Annotated in this window: 10 protein-coding genes; 6 read left to right on the top strand and 4 right to left on the bottom strand. The window is 71.2% G+C overall.

Annotation, left to right across the window (positions count from 1 at the left end):
* Positions 1-11: 11 nt before the first annotated feature.
* Genes OHZ10_RS31245 through OHZ10_RS31230 form a run of 4 tightly spaced genes read right to left on the bottom strand, consistent with a single transcriptional unit; the run spans position 12 to position 4,166 of the window.
* Positions 12-1,445: an isochorismate synthase gene (locus OHZ10_RS31245; protein ID WP_174992486.1), complete on the bottom strand. Its 1,434-nt coding sequence runs from the start codon at positions 1,443-1,445 to the stop codon at positions 12-14.
* Complete coding sequence (locus OHZ10_RS31240) at positions 1,442-1,747, bottom strand: isochorismate lyase (protein ID WP_342705304.1); 306 nt, start codon at positions 1,745-1,747, stop codon at positions 1,442-1,444. Before OHZ10_RS31240 ends, OHZ10_RS31245 begins: the two co-directional genes overlap by 4 nt.
* Positions 1,744-2,517, bottom strand: coding sequence for a thioesterase II family protein (locus OHZ10_RS31235; protein ID WP_059239398.1), 774 nt, complete (start codon positions 2,515-2,517; stop codon positions 1,744-1,746). Before OHZ10_RS31235 ends, OHZ10_RS31240 begins: the two co-directional genes overlap by 4 nt.
* Entirely contained in the window at positions 2,514-4,166 is a 1,653-nt protein-coding gene (locus OHZ10_RS31230) for a (2,3-dihydroxybenzoyl)adenylate synthase (protein WP_340624667.1), read from the bottom strand. The genes OHZ10_RS31235 and OHZ10_RS31230 overlap by 4 nt, the downstream gene beginning before the upstream one ends.
* Before the next feature lie 218 nt (positions 4,167-4,384).
* Between OHZ10_RS31230 and OHZ10_RS31225 the strand changes: the two genes are divergently transcribed.
* From OHZ10_RS31225 to OHZ10_RS31200, 6 genes are all read left to right on the top strand, one after another.
* Entirely contained in the window at positions 4,385-5,326 is a 942-nt protein-coding gene (locus OHZ10_RS31225; protein ID WP_059239402.1) for a helix-turn-helix transcriptional regulator, read from the top strand.
* A gap of 123 nt (positions 5,327-5,449) precedes the next feature.
* Positions 5,450-9,820 (top strand): amino acid adenylation domain-containing protein, encoded by a 4,371-nt coding sequence (locus OHZ10_RS31220; protein ID WP_342705303.1) that lies wholly within the window; start codon positions 5,450-5,452, stop codon positions 9,818-9,820.
* The gene (locus tag OHZ10_RS31215) at positions 9,817-15,294 is read left to right on the top strand and encodes an amino acid adenylation domain-containing protein (protein WP_342705302.1); all 5,478 of its coding nucleotides are present in this window, start codon (positions 9,817-9,819) and stop codon (positions 15,292-15,294) included. Before OHZ10_RS31220 ends, OHZ10_RS31215 begins: the two co-directional genes overlap by 4 nt.
* Entirely contained in the window at positions 15,291-16,343 is a 1,053-nt protein-coding gene (locus tag OHZ10_RS31210) for a Gfo/Idh/MocA family oxidoreductase (RefSeq protein WP_059239408.1), read from the top strand. The genes OHZ10_RS31215 and OHZ10_RS31210 overlap by 4 nt, the downstream gene beginning before the upstream one ends.
* Complete coding sequence (locus tag OHZ10_RS31205; protein ID WP_342705301.1) at positions 16,340-18,061, top strand: ABC transporter ATP-binding protein; 1,722 nt, start codon at positions 16,340-16,342, stop codon at positions 18,059-18,061. Before OHZ10_RS31210 ends, OHZ10_RS31205 begins: the two co-directional genes overlap by 4 nt.
* A complete protein-coding gene (locus OHZ10_RS31200) occupies positions 18,061-19,830 on the top strand; it encodes an ABC transporter ATP-binding protein (RefSeq protein WP_342706007.1) in 1,770 nt (589 codons plus the stop codon). Before OHZ10_RS31205 ends, OHZ10_RS31200 begins: the two co-directional genes overlap by 1 nt.
* Positions 19,831-19,842: the final 12 nt, after the last annotated feature.

Raw genomic sequence — 19,842 nt, 5'->3', positions numbered from 1 at the left:
GCCGGCATGAATCAGTCGACCATCGACGAAGCCGACACCTGCGTGCGGCCTTGCGTATCCGCCACCGCATCGCGCATGCGGATCGCCGCCTGCATCCCGGACAGCTTCAGTTCGGTTTCCTGATATTCGTTGACCGGCTCGGAATCGCCGACGATGCCGCAGCCCGCGAACAGCCTGCACGCGCCACCCTCGACCAGCGCCGAGCGCAGCGCGACGATGAAGTCGCCGTTGCCGTGCGCGTCGATCCAGCCGATCGGTGCCGCATACCAGCCGCGGTCGAAGCCTTCATGCTTGCGGATGTGCTCGAGCGCCGGTGCGCGCGGATGGCCGGCCACGGCAGGCGTCGGATGCAGCGCCGCGACGACCTGCAGCAGCGTCGCGTCGGCATTCAGCGTCGCGCGGATCGGCGTGCTCAGGTGCTGAAGCTTCGGCAGCCGGTGCAGCGACGGCTGCCTGGGCACGTCGAGCGTGCGCGACAGCGGCGCCAGCGCGGCCCGGATCGCGTCGACGACGAGCGCGTGTTCGAGCCGCTCCTTCGCGGAATCCATCAGCGCCGCGCCGAGTGCGCGATCGTCGTCGGGCGTGGCGCCGCGCCGGATCGTTCCGGCGAGCGCATGCGTGCGCACGTCGCCGGCCGCGACACGCGCGAGCCGTTCCGGCGTGGCACCGATGAAACACGCGCCTTCGCGACGAACCGCGAACAGGTGGGCATGTGCGTCGCGCCGCCGGAGCCGGCGCAGCAGCGGTGCGATCGCGACGGGCCGCGCGTACTGTTCGAGCACGTCGCGCGCGAGTACGACCTTGCCGAACGCGCCGCTGTGGATCGTGTCCACCGCGCGCCGGACTTCGTGCTGCCATTCGCTCGCCTGGAGCGCCTGCGTGTGCAGCAGGTGCGGCGCGTCGTCTTCCGCGACAGGCGCAAGCGCGCCGAGCGACTCGATGCGCGCCAGGCACGCATGCGCGAGCGCGGCCGGATCGTCGTGAGCGGCGACGACGTGCTGGCAGACGGCCCAGTGTGCGTCGCCTTCGCGCACGATCAGCAGCCGGGCCAGCGTCATGGCGGCATCGGGAAACGGCGCCCAGTGCGCGCTGCGCGGGCCGTGCGAATCGAACCGGAAGCCGCCGACGAGGCGCGGCGGCTGCGGGCCGGCCGTGATCGCGTCGCGAACGAGCGTGCGCCAGCGCGCATCGATTTGCGCGAAGCGCGTGCCGCCCGTGGCGCTCAGTTCGAGTGCGCGGTCCCAGCCGAACAGCGTGACGGACGCATCGCCGGCCTCGTGGAAGAACCACGGCGTGACGCCGTCGTCCCAGGCGGCGATCAGGTCGAAGAAATCGAGCGGCCGCAGCGGCACCGATACCGATGCGAGCGTCGGCTCGCCGGTGGCGGCCGCGCGGCCGGCCGCCCGCGCAAAGGTGTCGTGCAGCAGCGGAAGGCCGGCGTTCATGCGAGCCCCCGCTGCTGCCGCCAGTATTGCGTCTGCTGCGCGATGTACCACGCGATGAGCTGGGCGAACAGCGTTTCGACGTAATCGCCGTCGAGGCCGGCCTGCTCGGCCCAGCGGCGCCGGTCGGGCAGCATCGCGGCCACCCGCTCGGGCGCGGCGATGCTCGCTTCGTCGGGCTTGAAGCGCGACGCGGCCTTCACGTACTGCATGCGCCGGCCGAGCGCGTCGATGATGTCGGCGTCCAGGCGATCGATGGCTTCGCGAATGTCGGGAAGCCCCGTGCAGGCGTCCGGTGTTTTCATGTGTACTCCTTTCCGTAACGAAGGGATTGGTCGATCCGTTCGACCAGATGCGCGATCACCGCCGGGTATTGGTGTCGCAGGTAGAAGTGGTCGCCGTTGAACGTCTCGATGCGGATCCGGCGCGACGCGACGTCCTGCCACGCGTGCGCCTCGTCGTTGTCGAGCTCGGTGTCGGCGAGCGGCAGCATCACGCCGAGCGGCGCGTCGATGCGCGGCGGCCGGTCGCGTCGATACGTTTCGATCGCGCGGTAGTCGTGGCGGATCATCGGCAGGTAGATCGCGCGCATTTCCGGGTCGGCGAGCAGCGCGGCGTGTTCGCCGGACAGCCGGGCGACATCGCCGACGAGCGCGTCGTCGGATTGCAGGTGCAGGTCCGACAGGCGCTGGCGATGCGGCGGCGGCAGCGCGGACACGGCCACGTAGAGCGGCGCGGCGCCGCGCGCTTCGAGCCGCACCGCGACTTCGTACGCGAGCGCCGCGCCGAGGCTGTGCCCGAACAGCACGAGCGGCGCGTGCGCATAGCGTTGCAGCGCGTCGGCGGCGGGGCCGGCGAGCGCTTCGATCGATTGCAGGCACGGCTCGCCGAAGCGCTCCTCGCGGCCCGGATACTGCAGTGCGAGCAGATCGACATCCCACGGCAGCGCCCGGCTCCAGTTGCGAAAGAAATTCGCGGTGCCGCCCGCGTGCGGAAAGCACACGAGCTGCGCACGCGCGCACGGCGACAGCCGCAATTCGCGGATCCAGTTCGAATCGGTCGGGTGTACGGTCATGCGGCTGCCGCCTCCAACTGGCGGCGCAGCAGGTCGCGCAGCGATTTCTTGCTGGTCTTGCCGATGCCGGTTTCCGGGAAGCGCGGCATGAACTCGATGCGATCGGGAATCTTGAAGGCCGCGAGCCCGCAGTCGCGCAGGTAGCGTTTCAGCGTCAGCCTGGTCGGTGCGGGCGCGCGTGCCACGACGAAGGCGCAGGTCCGCTCGCCGAGCATCGGGTCGGGCATCGCGACGACCGCCGCGTCGTGCACCTGCGGATGCGCGAGCAACAGGTTCTCCACTTCCTCGGCCGACACCTTCTCGCCGCCGCGGTTGATCTGGTCCTTGTCGCGGCCTTCGACGACGAGATCGCCGTCCGCGGTGCGCCGCACGCGGTCGCCGCTGCGGTAGAAACCGTCGGCCGTGAACGCGGCCGCATTGTGGTCGGCGAGCCGGTAGTAGCCGCGTATCGTGTACGGGCCGCGCACCTGCAGTTCGCCGATTTCGCCGGGCGCAACCGGTGCGCCCGCGTCGTCGACGATGCGCACTTCGTCACCGTCCGAGACGGGGCGGCCCTGCGTGTGCGCGATGCGCTCGGGCGTATCGTCGAGCCGCGTGCAGCAGATGAGCCCTTCGGCCATGCCGAACACCTGCTGCAGCCGGCAGCCGAGCACGGGCGTCACGCGTTCCGCCGCATGGTCCATCAGCCGTGCGCCGCCGACCTGCAGCACGCGCAGGCTCGACAGGTCGGCCTGCCGTTGCGGCTGCTCGTCGAGCCACAGCAGCGCGAGCGGCGGCACGAGCGCGGTATGCGTGACGCGCTCCTGCGCAATCAGCGCGAAGCTCTGGTCGGGCTCCGGCCGCGCGGTCGTGACGACCCGGCCGCCCGCGAGCAACGCGCCGATCGTGCCGGGGCAGCACAGCGTGAAGTTGTGCGCCATCGGCAGCGCGGCGAGATACACGGTGCCGGCATCGAAACCGCTCGCGGCGCTGCATGCGCGCACGTTGTACAGGTATTCGCGATGGCGGCGCGGAATCAGCTTCGGCGTGCCGGTCGTGCCGCCCGACAGCTGGAAGCACGCGATGTCGTCGGCGTGCGCCGCGCATTCGTGCACGGGCGGCGCGTCGTACAGCGCGTCGAACGGCGTGAACGGATGATCGTCGCCGGCCATCACGATGTGCTCGAGCGCCGGGCAGTCGGCCTGCAATGCGGCCGCGAGCGGCCGGCAGTCGAAATCGCCGAGCTGCGACGCGCACAGGTACGCACGTGCGCCGGCGAAGCGGCAGAACGCGCCGATCTCGTAGTGCCGGTGCGCGGGCAGCGCGAGCACCGGCCGCACGCCGAGCTGGAACAGCGCGAAGCACGTTTCGATGAAGCGCGCGCCGTTGGGCAACTGGACGACGACCGCGTCGCCGCGCGCGAGGCCGAGGCGCGCGAGGCCGCCCGCAAGACGGCGAATGCGGTCCAGCAGGTCGCGATAGCCGAGCCGGCAGGCGCCGTCGACGATGGCGAGCGCGTCGGGATGGCGCCGCGCGCATGCATCGAGCGCGTCGAAGAACGTCGTGTCCTGCCAGTAGCCGGCGTCGCGATAGCGGCGCGCGAAGTCGTCCGGCCAGTCGGGCGCGTCGGCCGGCACGGCCGCCGCCAGGGAGGAAGGGGAGGATTGCATGCGCTGACCTTGGGTTCCGGCAAGTTGTCAAAAAATGTAAATGAGAGGTATTATCATTTGGAGCAGGTGCTGCGATAGCGCCGTTTCTTTTGATATCGCGGCAATTTCATTCGATCGGGGCGCCGTCGCGCGGCGCCCGCCCGGTCCGGCCGGACAATCGGCCGGTTGCCGCCGGCGCGCGCCGGTCCGCGCGTGCCGCCTAACCCACGGACCCACCGATGAGATCGACCACCTTCGCTTCGTCACGACGTCACCCGCCGGTGCTCGTGCCCGGCAACCACCCGGGCGTGGTGCACATCGACGCGGGCATGAAACTCATGAGCGGCACGCTGTGCTCGGACAGCCGCGACTGGTACGAGGAGCCGCTCGAAAAAGGGCTGAAGCTCGTCCTCGTGCAGAGCGGGCAGCTGCGCTGCCGCGTGCCGGGCCAGCCCGAGCAGTGCATCAAGGGGCCGGGCCTGTGCGTGATCGCCAACGACGGCGAATTCACGACGCACCAGATCTACGACCGCGACGTGCCGCTGCGCTACACGATCGTGCAGCTCGGCCTCGACGCGCTCGACCGCAACCTGAGCCTGCTGCCGGAGAAGATGCTTGCGCCGACGGGCGGCGATCCGCGCATCGTCAGTTGCCCGGCGTCGAAGGCGCTGCAGGCGCTCGCCGTGCAGATCGCCACCTGCCCGTTCGAGGGCGCGGTGCGCGAGTACTACCTGAAGGCGAAGGCATTCGAGCTGACCGCGCTGAGCGCGCAGTTGCTGGCGACGCAGCGGCAGTTCGCGCCGGCCGACGTGCGCGTCACGTCGTCGGACGTCGAGCGCGTGTATGCGGCGAGCGACATCCTGACGCGCGAGCTCCAGCAGCCGCCGACGCTCGATGCGCTCGCGGGCCGGGTCGGGATGAATTCGCGCAAGCTGACGGCCGGGTTCCGCAAGGTGTTCGGCACGAGCGTGTATGCATACCTGCAGGAATACCGGCTGCGGACCGCGCACGCGATGCTGTGCGCGGAGGACGCGAACGTGTCGACCGTCGCGTACCGCGTCGGCTACAGCCCCGCGCATTTTTCGATCGCATTCCGCAAGCGCTACGGTATTTCGCCGAGCGATATCCGCGTGTCGCCCAACGCGATCGACAACGAGGAATGGGCGGACGCGGCGATCTAAAACAACTGACCGGCAGCCTAAAGGAATCGACCGGGCTCATGGATGTGAATGAGATAGATTCTCATTTGCAGGTGGCCGCCACTGTGCGGACCCGCCGTCGAACGACCCATACAAGGCGTGCCCATGAGCCAGACCGCTGTCGATTCCAGTACCGACCATTCCGATCCTTCCTGTTGTTCTCCCACTGACTTTCGCTCGCAGCTCGTCGCGTTGATCGCGGCGCTGCTCGACGAATCCGTCGATGAAATCGCGTCGCTCGACGATGACGAGGACCTGCTGAGCTGCGGCCTCGATTCGATCCGGCTGATGTATCTGCAGACGCGCGTGAGCCGGCTCGGCTACGCGCTGACGTTCGATGCGCTCGCGCGCAAGCCGACGCTCGGCGCGTGGGTCGCGTTGCTGGCGAGCGCGCCGCGTATCGCGCACGCGGCCCCCGACGCCACGGCTGCGGATGTCGACGTGCATGCGCCGTTCGATCTGTCCGCGGTGCAGCAGGCGTACTGGCTCGGCCGCGGTGATGGCGAAGTGCTCGGTAACGTGAGCTGTCACGCATTTCTCGAATTCCGCAGCCACGCAATCGATCCCGTTCGTCTCGACGCGGCATGCCGGCAAGTGCGCGAGCGTCATCCGATGCTGCGCGCACGTTTCGACGGCGGCCGTCAGCAGATCCTCGCCGAACCGGATGCGCCGGTGTTCGCGCATGCGGACTGGCGTGGCAAGACTGCCGCCGATGCGGAAACCGAATGGGCGTCGCTGCGCGCGTTCCGGTCGCACGAATGTCTCGACGTCGAGCACGCGCAAGTCTTCATGATGGGGCTCGCGCAGATGCCTGGCGGCGAGGATCGCGTGTGGCTGAGCGTCGACCTGCTCGCGGCCGACGTGGACAGCGTCCGGCTGCTGATGCAGGAGATCGGCGTCGCGTATGCCGAGCCGTCGACGTTGCCCGATGCGCCGTCGACGTGGTTCCCGGCCTGGCTCGCGCGTCGCGCGGCCGATACGCGCGATGCGCGGGCCGCGGCGCGCGATGCCTGGCAGGCACGGCTCGCGACGCTACCGGAAGGGCCGGCGCTGCCGCTTGCCCGTGCGCCGGAAACGCTTCGCGCGCCGCGTTTCAGCCGCGTCACGCATACGCTGGGCACGGACGAGCTGGCACGTCTGCAGGCGCGGGCCGCGCAGCATGGCGTCACGCTGTCGTCGGTGTTCGGTGCGGCGTTCGCGGCGGTGCTCGCGCGCTGGAGTGGCCGGCACGCATTCCTGCTCAACGTGCCGCTGTTCGACCGGCACGGCGACGCGCCCGATCTGGGCCGCGTGATCGCCGATTTCACGACACTGCTGCTCGTCGAATGCGACGTGCAAGCCGACGCGAGCGCGGCCGACGCGGTGCGCGCATTCCAGCAGCGGCTGCACGGCGCGATCGCGCACGCCGCGTATCCGGCGCTCGACGTGCTGCGCGACGCGCGTCGGCAGGGCACGCCGCGCGCGGCGCCCGTCGTGTTCTCGTGCAATCTCGGCGACGCGCCGTTCGTGCCCGATGCGTTCGCGAACGTGTTCGGCGGGCTGCACGACATGATTTCGCAGACGCCCCAAGTGTGGCTCGATCATCAGCTCTATCGCGTGCCGGACGGCGCGCTGCTCGCATGGGACAGCGTGGACGGCCTGTTTCCGGACGGGATGGTCGATGCGATGTTCGGCGCGTATGTCGCGCTCGTGCAGGCGCTGTGCGATCGCGACTGGCGGCTGCCGGTCGCGGTCGAGCTGCCGTCCGCGCAGCGTCGTGTCCGCGACACGCTCAACGCATTGCCCGCGCCGGGCCGCGCACGCACGCTGCAGCGCGACTTCTTCGCGTTGGCCGCACGCGAGCCGGCCGCTGTCGCGTTGCGATGCGGCGAGCATGTCGTGACGCGCGGCGAACTGGCCACGCGGGCGCTCGCGATCGCCGGCGGCTTGCGCGCGGCGGGGATCGGGCACGGCGATGCCGTCGAGATCAGTCTGCCGCGCGGGCCTGCACAGGTCGCCGCCGTGTTCGGCGTACTGGCTGCGGGCGCGTGCTACGTGCCGCTCGACATCGCGCAACCGGTCGCGCGCAAGGCGTTGATCGAGCGTGCGGCGGGCGTGAAGGTCGCGATCGGCGACACGGCGCGCGCGGATGCGCCGGTGCCGCATCTCGGCATTGCGGCGCTGATGCGGCATGCGCCGCTGGCCGCGCCGCTTGCGGTCGCGCCGCAGGCGACGGCCTACGTGATCTACACGTCCGGTTCGACGGGCGTGCCGAAGGGCGTCGAGATGACGCACGCGGCGGCGATCAACACGATCGATGCGATCGATGCGCTGCTCCGCGTGAACGCGGACGACCGGCTGCTCGCGGTGTCGGCGCTCGACTTCGACCTGTCGGTCTACGACCTGTTCGGCGCACTGGGCGCAGGCGCCGAACTCGTGCTGCCGACGCAGGACGAAGCGCGCGACGCCGCGCGCTGGATCGAACTGATCGAGCAGCACCGCGTGACGCTGTGGAATTCGGCGCCCGCGTTGCTGGAAATGGCGCTGGCCGTGCCGGCTATGCGCGACACGTGTCGCAGCGTGCGCGCGGCGCTGCTGTCCGGCGACTGGATCGCACTCGACCTGCCGGCGCGCCTGCGCGAACGCTGTGGCGATGCGTGCGCGTTCCATGCGCTCGGCGGCGCGACCGAGGCCGGCATCTGGTCGAACGTGCAGACGGTGCGCGACGTGCCGTCGCACTGGCGTTCGATTCCGTATGGCCGGCCGTTGCCGGGGCAGGCGTATCGCGTCGTCGATGCCGACGGCCGCGATGTGCCCGACTACGTGCCGGGTGAACTGCTGATCGGCGGCGACAGTCTCGCGCGCGGCTACCGGAACGATCCCGAACTGACCGCGCAGCGCTTCGTGCAGCACGCGTCGGGCCGCTGGTACCGTACCGGCGATCGCGGCCGCTACTGGCCGGACGGGACCCTCGAATTCCTGGGGCGCGAGGATCGGCAGGTGAAGGTGCGGGGGCACCGGATCGAACTCGGCGAGATCGAGGCGGCGCTGGCCGCGCATCCGCAGATCGACGGTGCGTGCGCGGGCGTCGTCAATGGCGACGCCGCGCGCATCGTCGCGGCGTTCGTGTCGGCCGATCGCGCAGCGGACACGGTGCCGTCATCGCTCGCGGATGCCGGCATGGCCGATACGATGCCCGCGGAAGCGGCCGTTGCGCGTGCCGTCGCCGACCGGCTGCTCGACGGCGACGCGGGCCTGCCGCCTTCGCTGCGCGCGTATTGGCGCGGCAAGGGCGACGTATCGATCGCCATCGACGGCGCGCTCGACCTGCTCGACTGGTATGCGACCGAGCTCGACGATCTGACGGCATCGCTGCGCGCGCTTGCCGTCGATCCGGACACCGCCGCGCAGCGCGTGTCGCTCGATCCGCACGTGGCGCCCCTTGCGTTCGCGACGCGCTTGCCGGACGGCGCCCGGGCGCTGCGCGAGATTGCCGGTGCGCTGGAGGCGCAGGCCGCTGCGCGCACGGGCGTGTTGCGGGTCGCGGTGCTCGACGCCCGCGCCGGGCAATGGTTCGACGCGGGCCTCGACGTGCTTGACGATCCGCGCTTCGACGTGACGCTGTTCGACGTGTCGCCGGGTCTGCTGCACACCGCCCAGGCACGCTTCACGCGAACGAGGCCCGCGCTCCAGACGATGCAGGACGGCTTGCTGCCCGCGCGTCATCTCGGCGAATTCGATTGCGTGATCAGTTTCGCGGCCGCGCACCTGCGCGACGATCCGCGCGATACGTTCAGGATCGCGGCCGCGCTGCTGGCGCAGGATGGCCGCCTGCTGCTCGCCGACGTGCTGCGCGATTCGCCGCTGCGCGAACTCGTCGCGAGCGTGACGGCCGACGCGTCGCTGCCGAGGCCGTTCGCGGACGAAGCGATCGCCGCGGCGGCACATGCGTGCGGCTTTGCGCTCGACGCGCGGAGCTGGCGCTCGACCGCATTCGCGTGCATCGATGCGCGTCGCACCGGCGAGCCGGTCGTACAGGCGGCGCTGGCCGGGTGGCTGCGCGACCGGTTGCCCGACGCGATGCGTCCCGATGCGCTGTGGTGCGTGCCGCGCTGGCCGCTCAACGCGAACGGCAAGATCGATCGCCGGGCAGTCGGGGATGCGCTGGCGCGAGCGCTCGGCGATGCGCCGGCCGCGCACGACGCGTTCGTACCGGCTGACGAACGGCAAGCGACGCTGCTCGCGTGCTGGGAGCACGCACTCGGCCGCCCGGCAAACGCGCGTGACGCGACGTTCTTCGCGCTCGGTGGCGACAGCCTGCTCGCGACGCGCCTGCTCGCGCAGCTGCGCGAGCGGCTCGGCGTGCGGATCGGGATGGCCGCGTTCTACCGGCAGCCGACGCTCGCCGGTCTGGCCGCGCAGATTGACGACCTGGCGTCGGCCACGCAAGCCGCTGGCGATGCATCGGTCGCGACGATCGAGGAGGGTGTGCTGTGAGCTTCGACGACGTGCTCGATCTCTGTCGCGAACGACAGATCGAACTGTGGTGCGACGACGGCGGCCAGTTGCGCTATCGCGCACCGGCCGGCGCGCTCGATGCGGATCTCGCCGCGCGCATCAAGGCCGAACGCGATGCGTTCGTCCGCTTCCTGCAGGAAGGCGCGTGGCGCAGCGATCCGGCACGCCAGCATGAACGGTTCGCGCTGACGCCGGTACAGGCCGCATACGTGCTCGGCCGGCACGAATCGTTCGAGTTCGGCGGCAGCGCATGCCATCTGTACGTCGAATACGACGAACGGAAGGATCTCGACTGCGTGCGCTTCGAAGCCGCGTGGAATGCGTGCGTGGCGCGCCATCCGATGCTGCGCGCGATCGTCGAGGACAACGCATGGCAACGCGTGCTGCCCGACGTGCCGTGGCAGCGGCTCACCGTGCACGACCTGCGCGAGGCCGGTGCGAATGCATTCGACGCCCACGTGAGCCGCGTGCGCGAGCGGCTCGACCATGCGGTGCACGCGCTCGATCGCTGGCCGGTGCTGCAGCCGGAAGTGAGCCTCGGGCCGGATGGCGCGGTGTTGCACCTGTCCGTCGATTTCACGCTGATCGACTACGCGAGCCTGCAATTGCTGCTCGCCGAATGGCGGCGCCGCTACGACGATCCGCAGTGGCGGCCCGCGCCGCTCGACGCGACGTTTCGCGACTATGTCGTTCATGAAGCACAGGCCGGCATGCGTGCCGACCATGCACGCGACAAGGCGTGGTGGCTTGCCCGTATCGACGATCTGCCCGCGCGTCCCGATCTGCCGGTGCTGCCCGCGCTGCGAACCGGCGCGCGGTCGCGCTTCACGCATCGGCATGCACGGCTCGATCGCGCGCAATGGACTTCGCTGAGCGGGCAAGCGAGCCGCTTCGGCCTGAGTGCGGCGAGCGTTGCGCTGGCCGCGTTCGCCGAGATCGTCGGCCGCTGGAGCCAGTCGCCGGCCTTCTGCCTGAACCTGACCGTGCTGAACCGGCCGCCCGTGCATCCGCGCATCGACGCGGTGCTCGGCGATTTCACCGCGCTGAGCCTGCTCGCCGTCGACGCGACGCACGGGCGCGATTTCGTCGAGCGTGCCCGCACGATCGGCGCGCGGATGTTCGACGATCTCGACCATCGCGCGTTCACCGGCGTCGACGTGATGCGCGAACTCGCGCGGCGGCGCGGCAAGGATGCGGCGTTGATGCCGGTGGTGTTCACGAGCGGCATCGGCAGCGTCGGCCGCCTGCTCGGCGAGCAGGCGGTGCGCGCGGAACCGCCGCGCTACATGATCAGCCAGACGCCGCAGGTGTGGCTCGACTGCCAGGTGACCGACCAGTTCGACGGGCTGGAAATCGGCTGGGACGTGCGCGACGACCTGTTTCCGGACGGCATGCCGTCCGCGATGTTCGACGCGTACGTCGCGCTGCTGGGCCGGCTTGCCGACGATGCCGAATGGTGGTCGCACGCAGGCGATCTCGTGCTGCCGTCCGCCGCGCCGGCCGCCGGCGTGCATCCCGAAGCGGACACGCATATCGCGGCCGGGTTTGCCGCGCAGGCGTTGCGTACGCCCGATGCGCCGGTCGTGATCGATGCGCAGGGCGCACGCACGTTCCGGGATGTCGCGCAACACGCGGCGGCGCTGCGTACCGCACTCGAACTGGCCGGCGTCGGCGTGGGCGATACGGTTGCGGTGCTGATGCCGAAGTGCGCGCACCAGCTCGCGGCCGTGCTCGCGATCGTCCAGGCGGGCGCCGCCTACGTGCCGGTCGACAGCCGCCAGCCGGCGCTGCGGCAACACGCGATCCTGCGCAATGCGCGGGTGCGTGCGGTCGTGAGCGTCCAGGCGCTGGACTTCGAACATGAAGGGTGCGCACGCATCGATATCGATGCGTTGCCGCCCGATCCGCAATGGCCGCCGCGCGCCGCGCGCGATATCGACGGCGACGCGCTGGCTTACGTGATCTACACGTCGGGCTCCACCGGCGAACCGAAGGGCGTGATGCTGAGCCACGCGGCCGTGTGCAACACGCTCGCCGACATCAGCGCGCGTCATGCGGTCGGCGCGGGCGACGTGGTGCTGGGCCTTGCCGAGCTGAGCTTCGACCTGTCGGTCTACGATTTCTTCGGCGCGACCGCGCGCGGCGCATGCATCGTGCTGCCCGATCCGGCGCGCGGCAACGATCCGTCGCACTGGGCCGAGCTGATGGTGCGCCATGTCGTGACGCTGTGGAACTCGGTGCCCGCACAGGGGCAAATGCTGATCGACTACCTCGAAGGCGAACCGGCGCTCGACGTGCCGGCCCCGCGCCGCGTGCTGTGGTCGGGCGACTGGATTCCGGTGACGCTGCCGGCCCGCTGGTGGCGCCGCTGGCCCGACTGCGCGCTGTTCAGCCTCGGTGGCGCGACCGAGGCGTCGATCTGGTCGATCGAGCATCCGATCCGGGTGGAGGACACACGGCTCGCGAGCATTCCGTACGGCCGCGCGCTGACCGGGCAGACGATGGAAGTGCTCGACGCACTCGGCCGGCCGTGCCCGCCCGGCGTGCGCGGCGAGATCCATATCGGCGGCGTCGGGCTCGCGACGGGCTACGCGAACGATCCCGCGCGAACGGCCGAACGCTTCATTCGTCATGCAGACGGACGGCGGCTGTACCGCACCGGCGATCTGGGGCGCGTGCGGTCCGACGGCGCGCTCGAATTCCTCGGGCGGCAGGACGATCAGGTGAAGATCCGCGGCTACCGGATCGAGCTGGCCGAGATCGATGCGGCGCTGACCGCGCATCCGGTCGTCGGCGCGGCCGCGACGATCGTGCTCGGCGAAGGCGCAGAGCGCCGTCTCGCGAGCTTCGTGGCGCTGCACGGCGGGGAGCCGGTTGTGTCCGCGCAGGACGATGCGCTGCACGAAGTCACGACGCACGTGCGTGCCGGGTTCGACGCCGTGCGCTGGCCCGCACAGGCGGACGTGTCGCGCTCGGTCGCGCAGCTCGAAACGGCCTGCGTTGCATCGTTGGCCGCGTGGATCGTGCCGGCGGGGGGCTTGACGGCCGACGACGCGACCGGTTTCGCGACGCTGTGCGAGCGGCTGCGTGTGCCGCCCGCCCGCCAGCATCTGCTGCGCCACTGGCTCGCGATGCTCGATGCGCACGGCGTGCTGAACGCGGACGCCGAAGGCGGCTGGCGCATGCGGCCTGACGCCAGCCTCGCCGACGCGTCCGCATGCTGGGACGCATTCGCGCAGCATGCGTCGCCCGATCTGTGGCCGGCCGTGCTCGTCGATTATTTCCGCGACAGCGCGGGATGCCTCGAGGCGCAGGTGGACGGCAGCGTATCGCCGGCCGGCCTGATGTTCCCGGAAGGCGCGTCGCATATCGCCGAGGCGATGTACAGCGACGGCGAACACGCCCGCGCGCTGCATCGCGGGATGGCGCAGGCCGTACGTGCAGTCGTCGCGCGCGAGCCGCAGCGTACGTGGCGCATCCTCGAAATCGGCGCGGGAACCGCCGCCGCGACGCGTGCGATCGTCGCTGCGCTCGCGCCGCTGGTCGAAGCCGGTACGCGCATCGACTATCTGTTCAGCGACGTGTCGAGCTACTTCCTCGCGGCTGCGCGTGAACGCTTTGCCGGGTATCCGTGGATGCGGTTCGTGCGCTTCGACATGAATGCGCCGTTCGACGCGCAGGGCATTGCGCCGCATTCGGTCGACATGGCGATCAGCTCCGGCGCGCTGAACAACGCGCGCGACACGGTCGCGCTGATCGCCGGCATGCGTGCGCTCTCGGCGGCCGATGCGTGGTGGGTGATCCAGGAACTGACGGCCGAGCATCCGGAGATCAGCATCAGCCAGGGGCTGATGATGGAGACGCCGGACGACGCGCGGGCCACGGCGGCGCGACTGTTCGTGCCGCACGCGCAATGGCTCGAATGGCTGCAGGCGGAGGCGGGCGATCTGGCGCTCGGCTGCGTCGCGCCCGGCACGCCGCTCGCCGCGCTCGGCTACGACATCCTGCTCGCGCACGTGAAGCGCGGCGCGGCACGCATCGCGCCCGATACGCTGCTGTCGTTCGTGGCCGAGCGCGTGCCGGGCTACATGGTGCCGACGCAACTGCGCGTGCTCGAACGCCTGCCCGTGACCGCGAACGGCAAGATCGACCGCCGTACGCTGGCCGGCATCGCCGATATCCGCGAACCGGAGCCGGCGGTGGCCCGGCCGGTGCCGACACAGGCTGCCGATCCGCTGCTGGCACGTCTGACCGGATTGTGGGAAACCGTGCTCGATACGCGCAACGTCACGCCGGATCAGGACTTCTTCGCCGCGGGCGGCGATTCGCTGCTGATCGCACAGCTCGTGTCGCGGCTGCGCGGCGAGGAGCCGCTCGCACAGGCGCATCCGTTCGACCGGCTGCTGCGCTGGGTGCTCGCGCAGCCGACGCCGGCCGCGTTCGCGCAGTGCCTGCGCGATGCGGGCGAACCGCCGCTGGGCGCGACGTCGGCGGCCGCACCTGCCACGCCGCGCGCGATGCATGCATCGACGGTCGTCCATGCGCCGGCGCCGCGCATGCGCGCCGACGTGCGGCCGATTCCGCTCGCGCCGGGCGCCGGCGTGCCGCGCGTGATCGTGCACGAAGGGCTCGGCACCGTGCATGCCTATCGTCCGGTGATGCCCGCGCTTGCGCGGCTCGGCCCGGTGCTCGGCTTCGCGGTGCGCGATGCGCAGGACTATCTCGACCTGCCGGCGCGCCACCTGAACGCGACGCTTGGCCGGCGCTACGCGGATGCGCTGTGGCGCAGCGGCGTGCGCGAGGTCGACGTGCTCGGCTACTGCTCGGGCGGGCTGGTCGCGCTGGAAATGGCGAAGTCGCTGGTGCAGCTCGGCGTCGCGGTGCGCACGCTCGACATCGTATCGAGCTACCGGATTCCCTACCTGATCGAGGATGAACGGCTCGTGCTGTTCAACTTCGCGGCGACGCTCGGGTTGCCGCTCGACGCGCTCGGTTTTCCGGAAACGTATGTGCTGGCCGACGCGCTTGCCGATGCACTGAAGGCCGATTCCGCGCGGCTCGCGCCCGGCAGCCTGCAGGCGCAGCTGGAAATCTTCGGCGATCGCTGCGAACCGCTCGACGGGCTGCGCCGCCGCGTGTTGCGCGCCGCGGCCGGCCTGTCGATGCAGGACGAGGTCGCGCATCCGCTGCTCGACGAGCGCGAACGGCTGTACCGGCTCTTCATGCATTCGGTGCAGGCATGCCATTGGGCCGGCGATGCGCCGTATGCGGGCGCGCTGCGGCTGTTCGTGCCGGAGCGTTGCAATCCGCTGATTCCGCAGCAGCGCGCGGCGCTCACCGAGTACTGGGCGGCGCAGGCGCTCGGCGGCATCACGGCCGTCGATATCCCCGGCGGTCATTTCGACTGCCTGAACGCCGCGTTTGTCGACACCCGCCTGAAGGAGGCACGATGAAGGTCCATCCGCTGCCGGTCGTCGTGGCCGGTTCCCGTTTCGGTCAGTTCTATGCGGCGGGCCTCGCGGCGTCCGGTTCATATCACGTCGCCGGCATTCTCGGTCGGGGCAGCGCGCGCACGGCCGCACTGGCGGCGCGTGTCGGTGCGCCCGTATTCGAGCGCGTCGATGCGTTGCCGGACGACGTGCGCGTGGCATGCGTTGCAGTCGGCGGCGCGGCGCGCGGGGCGGAAGGCGCTGCGCTCGCGTGCCGGCTGCTCGAACGCGGGATCGACGTCGTGATCGAGCATCCGTTGCTGCCCGACGAATGGGACACCGTGCTGCGCACCGCATCGCGTCACGGCCGCCGTTGCCTGCTGAACAGCTTCTACCCGAACCTGCCGGTCGTCGCGCGCTTCATCGCGGTCGCACGCCGGTTGTGCGAGACGAGCGCGCCCGTGCATGCGGATGTCGTGTGCTCGGTGCAGGCGAGCTACGCAGCGCTCGACGTGCTCGCGGCGGCCTTGCAGGGCGTCGGGCCGTGGTCGGTCGAGCCGGTCGGGCCGGCGCTGTCGTCGATGCGCGAATGCGCGATGGTGCTGGCCGAAACGCCGGTGTCGCTGCGCGTGCACAACGAGATGGCGGCGGCCGACGACGGCCGGATGAGCGTGCTGTTCGGCATCACGCTGACGACGGACTCGGGTACGTGGACGCTCGCGTCGCCGCATGGTCCGCTATGGTGGGCGCCCGCGCTGCGCGAGCCGGCGACGGACGAGGACGGGCTGTTCCCGATTTTCGGCAATCCGGCGGGCGACGACCTGCCGAGCATCCAGATCTGCGACGACGCACAGGACACGTGGGGCGAGATTCATGCGCGCTGCTGGCCGCAGGCGGCCGTGCGCGCGGTCGACCGGCTCGTGTCCGGCGAGGGGCTGCACGCGAGCAACCAGCGCAGCATCGACGTGACGCGCGTCTGGCAGCAACTGACCGCGCAACTCGGTTTTCCGGCACAGCCGCCGGGCGACGCGTGCGCCGCGACGCTCGGCATGCTGCTGGAGCGTGCCGCATGAAAGGACCGTTGCTTTCGATGTTGCGGCCGTTCGCGGGTCTGCTCGCCACGGCGGTGGTGCTGCAGGCGCTGGCAGGCATCGCGTCGCTCGTGCCGTGGCTCGCGCTTGCTCGGCTCGCCGATGCATGGCGCGTGTCGCCTCGGCTCGACGCAGCGTCGCTCGGCTGGCTCGTCGCGGCCGTGGCGGCCGGCGTGTGCTGGCTGGGCGGCCAGACGACCGCGCTGCACCTGACGCACCGCGTCGACGCCGATCTCTGCGATCGCCTGCGCAAGCGCCTCGCCGATCATCTGCAGCGTTTGCCGCTCGGCTGGTTCGCCCGCGCGGGCAGCGACCGCGTCGCACGTCATGTCGACCAGGACGTGCGCGCGCTGCACCAGCTCGTCGCGCATGCGCCGGCCGATATCACGCAGCTCGTCGTCGTGCCGTGCGCGGCGCTGGCGTGCCTGCTCGACCTGAATCCCGCGCTGTTCGCGTTCGCGCTCGTGCCGCTCGCCGGCGGTGCCGCGCTGTTCCGCTGGATGCGCTCGGCTCGGTTCGCGCCGGCCGTCGCGTCACGCAACGCAGCGCTCGAACAATTGATGGGCGACTACGCGCAGCTCGCGCAGAACCCGGCGCTCGTGCGGCAGTATCCGGGCGCGGGCATCGAGGCGGCCGCGCTGGCGTCGACCGGGCGCTTCGAACAGGCGTTTTCGGCGTGGGTCGGCCGCGTCGGCGGCCCCGGCGCATGCACGCAAGTGCTGCTCGGCACGCCGTTGCTGCTCGCGTGGGTCGTGTTCGGCGCGACGTGGCTCACGGCCGGGCAGTTGCCGGTCGGCGAACTGTGCGCGTTTGCACTGCTGATCTGGGCGGTCGCGGCGCCGGTGCGCGCGCTCGGCCACGGTGCCGATGCGTTGCGCGAGGCACGCGCCGCTGCTGCACGCCTAGATGCGTTGCTCGCGCAGCCGGGCCTGCCCGAGCCTGTCGAAGGCGCGGCACAGGTGCCGCGCGATGCGTCGGTCGAGCTGCGCGGCGTGCATGTCGACATCGACGGCACGCCGATCCTGCACGACATCGACGCGACGATCGCGGCCGGCTCGACCACCGCGATCGTCGGACCGTCGGGCGCGGGCAAGAGCACGCTGCTGATGCTGCTCGCGCGCTTCATGGATCCGGACCGCGGCACGGTGCGGATCGGCGGCGCCGATCTGCGGCTGCTCGCGGCGGAGCGGCGGCGTGAACAGGTCGCGATGGTATTCCAGCAAGCCACCGCGCTCGACGTGTCGATCGCGGCGAACATCGCGCTTTACCGGCCCGATGCCGATCGCGATGCGATTCGCGCCGCTGCGCGCGCGGCCTGCCTCGACGAACGCATCGACGCGTTGCCAGGCGGCTACGACTGCCTATGCGGGCGCGACGTGCGCCTGTCCGGCGGAGAACTGCAGCGGCTGTCGATTGCTCGCGCGCTGCTGTCGCCTGCACCGTTGCTGCTGCTCGACGAACCGGCATCGGCGCTCGATCCGCAAACCGGGCGGGCATTGCGCCACGCGCTGCGCAGCGACGCGCGCACGCGCGTGATCGTCAGCCACGAGCTCGACGCGATCCGGCACGCCGACCAGATTCTCGTGATGGAGCGCGGCCGGATCGTCGAGCGCGGCACGCATGCGGCGCTGCTGGCCGCACGCGGGCTGTATGCGCGGCTATGGCGCGAACGCGGTGCCGCAGGCGGGGAGGCCGCATGATGACGAAATCGCTCAAACGTTTGCAGTGCCTGCCGCGCGACACGCGCCGCGCGCTGTGGCGCGGTGCCGGCTGGGCGGTGGCCGCTGCGTTGCTCGACGGCGCCTGCGGGCTGCTGCTCGTGCCGCTGATCCGCGCATGGTTCGCCGGCGCGCACGCGGCTGCGTTGCACTGGACCGTCGCGCTCGGCGCGCTGACGCTGTGCCACGCGGTCGTGCTGTACGTCGCGCAACGCGGCGGCTATCGCGCGGGCGGCGCACTGGCGACCGGTCTCGTCGATCGCCTCGTGCGGCACCTGCCGCGCCTCGCGTCGTGGCAGACCGTGCGCGACAGTCATCCGTCCGGGCTGCTGCGCGGGCCCGTCATGCAGGCGATGGGCATTCCCGCCCACCTGCTCGGGCCGCTGATCGGCGCGGTGGTGACGCCGCTCGCGGTCGTCGCGGGGCTCGCGTGGCTCGACTGGCGCATCGCGCTGTGCCTCGCGGCCGCAGCCGTGCTGCTGTTTGCGCTGCTGGAGCGCGGCGGCGCGCGCACGCTCGCGTCCGAACAGGCGCGTGCGGCCGGCGATCGCGACATGGCCGTGCAGCTTCAGACGTTCGCCGCGCATCAGGGGCTGCTGCGCTTCGCGGGCCGGGAAGGCGACGCGCGCGCGGCGCTGCAGCGCGCGTTCGACGAACAGCATCGCCGCACGCGTGCGCTGATGCGGCGCTCGCTGCCGATCGAGCTGGGTTTCGCGGGCGCGGTGCAAGCTGTGTTCGTCGCGATGCTGGCCTGCGGCACGTGGGCCGTCGCGGCCGGCCGGCTCGATGCGGCGACGGCCGTTGCGGTGCTCGTGCTGCTCGTGCGCTTCATCGAGCCGCTCGCCCAGCTCACGCAGCTCGACCAGGCGCTGCGCGGCGGCTGGCGCGCGCTCGACACGGTGCTCGCGGTGCTGCACGCGCCGCGCTTCGACAGCCCCGAGCGCGGCACGCCGGTGCACGATGCGAGCGTCGACGCGGTGCGCGTCGGCTATCGCTCGGCCGGCGGAACGACGCTGCTCGACGGGATCGACCTGCACTGCCCGGCGGGCGGCTTCGTCGCGATCGTCGGCCCCACGGGGGCGGGCAAGAGCACACTGCTCGGCCTGCTCGCGCGGCTCGACGATCCGAGTACCGGACGCGTGCTGCTCGGCCGCTCCGACGTGCGGCACCTGAGCGAAGCGACGCTCGCCGCGACGCGCAACCTCGTGTTCCAGGACAACGGGCTGTTTCGCGGCAGCCTGGCGTGGAACGTGCGGATGGGGCGACCGGACGCAACCGATGCCGAGCTGCGTGCTGCGCTGGATGCGGTCGGCCTGCTGCGCGACGCCGAGCGGCTGCCGGACGGCCTCGACACCGACGTGGGGCCGGGCGGCCAGTTGCTGTCGGGCGGGCAGCGGCAGCGGGCCTGCCTCGCGCGTGCGCTGCTGGCGCGGGCGCCGGTGCTGATGTTCGACGAGCCGACCGCGAGCCTCGACGAACTGAGCGCGCGGCGTGTGCGCGACAGTCTCGTCGCGCTGCGCGGGCAGCGCACGCGCATCGTCGTCACGCACCAGCCGGCGCTCGCGGCGGCGGCCGACACGATCGTCGTGCTCGATGGGGGCCGCGTGCGGGCGACCGGCACGCATGCACAGCTCTTGGAAGCGGATGGGTGGTACGCGGCCTTCGCCCGCGCGGGACACCCGCATGACGCGGCGTCACCGGCTGGCGCCGGTGCGGACGAAGCAACCCGCCCGGCCGAATCCGAACACTGACGTGAACAATGC

The organism is Burkholderia arboris (assembly GCF_038723655.1).
Lineage (GTDB): Bacteria > Pseudomonadota > Gammaproteobacteria > Burkholderiales > Burkholderiaceae > Burkholderia > Burkholderia arboris.
The sequence above is the reverse complement of the archived record's forward strand: the minus strand, read 5'-3'. Positions and strand labels throughout refer to the sequence as shown.